This is a genomic window from Microbacterium sp., from assembly GCF_035554235.1.
Classification (GTDB): domain Bacteria; phylum Actinomycetota; class Actinomycetes; order Actinomycetales; family Microbacteriaceae; genus Microbacterium.
Genome location: NZ_DATMIO010000026.1, coordinates 1 through 2,469 on the forward strand (window position 1 = coordinate 1; position 2,469 = coordinate 2,469).

Sequence of the window (2,469 nt, forward strand, 5' to 3'; positions counted from 1 at the left end):
GGGCTTGATGTGGGCGAACATGCTGCGGCCGTTCCAGCTCGGGAAGGCCCGTACGAGCCATGACGGGCCGTCGAGCTGGATCCGGGAGTCGCGGGTTGCCTCCGCCCAGGAGAGCTGCCCGGCGTGCCACTTCACGAACGCTTCGGCGTCGGCGGTGATGTAGAGGTCCTCGTCGAGACCGGCATACGTCTTGCAGACCTCGGCCTCGCGGTGCTCGAGCAGCAACCAGTACCGCTCGCGGGGCCGGAAGCTCGTGAAATCCAACCGGATGACCACGCGCCGGTCAGGTAGTCGGTCCCGGCGAAGCGCGTTGCACATCGACCACAACGCCACGTACGGATCGAGGTTCTGGGGGGCGATCTCGAGCCAACGAGCTCCCCACTCGCCGAGGGTCTCGCAGACCTTGAACAGATCGTGGCCCGAGCTCGTGAGGTGGTACCGGTGACCGCGTCCCTGAGCTTTCGGTACCGACTCGACGATGTCGAGGCGTTCGAGCTGCTTGAGCCGCTGCGCGAGGAGCGTGCCGGAGAGTCCGGGCGCACCTTCGAGGATCTCGCCGAAGGTCTCACAGCCCAGATACAGGTTGCGGATGATCAACGGCGTCCAACGCTCAGCGAAGATCGCCGCGCCACGGGCGATCGGGCAGTACTGACCGTAGGTCCTCATGAGCGCAGTGTCCCGCACCGCCCGACCGACGTGAAGTGCAGATTCCTTAGTTCAAGGTCCAGATCGCTGACTTCTCCTCGGTGCCCCCCGATGTTGCGATGAGCCCATCCACCAGAGGAGGAACCATGTCAGTACCAACCGCCATGCAGATCCCCGGGTTCCGAGGAGAGCTCATCACCCCCGACCACCACGACTACGACAACGCCCGAGCCGTGTGGAACGGCACCGTCGACCGACGACCCCGGATGATCGCCCGCTGCAGCGGCGCCGCCGACGTGGCCACAGCGGTGCGCTTCGCCCGTGACCGTGACCTCGAGATCGCCGTGCGTGGCGGAGGCCACAACGTCGCCGGCACTGCGGTGTGCGACGACGGGATCGTCATCGACCTCTCGGCGATGCGCGCCGTCTCGGTCGATCTTGTCGACAGCACGGCCCTCGTCCAAGGTGGTGCCCTGTGGGGCGACGTCGACCACGAGACACAGGCGCACGGTCTGGCCACCACGGGCGGCATCGTGAGCCACACCGGCGTCGGCGGCGTCAGCCTGGGTGGTGGCATCGGCTGGCTCATGCGCAAGCACGGGCTCACCGTCGACAACCTCGTGGAGGCCGAGGTGGTCACCGCGGAGGGCGACATCGCGCGGGCGTCGGCCAACGACCACCCCGACCTGTTCTGGGCGCTGCGGGGCGGTGGCGGGAACTTTGGCGTCGTCAGCTCGTTCCGGTTCGCGCTGCACCCGGTCGGCCCCACCGTCCTGGCCGGACCGGTCTTCTGGGCGGCCCAGGACACCACCGAGGTCCTGCGCTTCTACCGGGACTTCGTCGCCGACGCGCCCGACGGGCTCGGGACCGTCATTCGGCTCGGCACGATGCCGCCGCTGCCGGTGGTCGACGAGGAGCTGCACTTCCGGCCGGCCATCGCGGTGGTCAGCTGCTACGCCGGACCCGTGGAGGCAGGTGAGCGTGCCGTCTGCGCGCTCCGCCAGTTCGGGACTCCGCTCGTGGATCTGGTCGGACCCACGTTGTACGTCGACCATCAGAGCGGCATCGACGACACCGTCCCCCATGGCTGGCACTACTACTGGAAGGCCACGAACCTCACCGGCCTGTCCGACGCGGTCATCGACATCGTCGCCGAGCATGCCTACGGCGCCACCTCACCGAGGTCGTACGCGGCGATATTTCACATGGGTGGCGCAGTTGCTCGAGCGCCTCGGGGCGCCACCGCCTACCCGGAACGCGATGTGGATCACAACATGAGCATCGATGCTGTATGGCTCCCGGAGCAGGACGACACTGTCGGGACAGCTGAGGCCGCGTGGGCACGAGCATTCCTCGACGCTCTCGAATCCCATCGTGCCGGCGTCTACGTGAACTTCCTGGACTCCGACGACGGCACGAGCCGCGTCCGCGAGGCCTACGGCGACGCCAACTACCGGCGGCTCGCCGAAGTGAAAGCCAAGTACGACCCCGAGAACGTGTTCCACAACAACAAGAACATCCAGCCTGCCACGCCGGCGCAGTGAGCGCTCACGCATCGACTCGTGTCGCGGACCCGAGACGCGACCGCCACCTACCGCCGGCTCGGCGCCCGGTGCCCCGGTGGTCGAGTGGCTCGGTCGGGCACGTGGCTCGGAGCGGACGGTCGCCGTTGGCTCACAGGGGCGGCACTCAGTCGGTCGTCACCACGACCTTGCCGTGGGCGAGTCCCTCGCCGACGTACCGCAACGCTTCCGGCACCTCGTCGAGCCCGAACGTGCGGTCGATGTGGATGCCGATGTCGCCCGCGACGCCGAGGTCGGTCAA

General features: G+C 67.9%; 3 protein-coding genes. 1 reads left to right on the forward strand and 2 read right to left on the reverse strand.

Going from position 1 to position 2,469, the window contains the following annotated elements:
- A partial coding sequence (locus VNT50_RS01335) for a winged helix-turn-helix transcriptional regulator (RefSeq protein WP_325483313.1) occupies positions 1-666 on the reverse strand: 666 nt, incomplete at its 3' end.
- 125 nt (positions 667-791) lie between these two features.
- On the opposite strand from VNT50_RS01335, the gene VNT50_RS01340 reads away from it, so the two are divergent.
- The gene (locus tag VNT50_RS01340; RefSeq protein WP_325483314.1) at positions 792-2,189 is read left to right on the forward strand and encodes an FAD-binding oxidoreductase; all 1,398 of its coding nucleotides are present in this window, start codon (positions 792-794) and stop codon (positions 2,187-2,189) included.
- 145 nt (positions 2,190-2,334) lie between these two features.
- Here VNT50_RS01340 and VNT50_RS01345 read toward each other — a convergent pair whose 3' ends face one another.
- Positions 2,335-2,469, reverse strand: coding sequence for a zinc-binding dehydrogenase (locus VNT50_RS01345; RefSeq protein ID WP_325483315.1), 135 nt, complete (start codon positions 2,467-2,469; stop codon positions 2,335-2,337).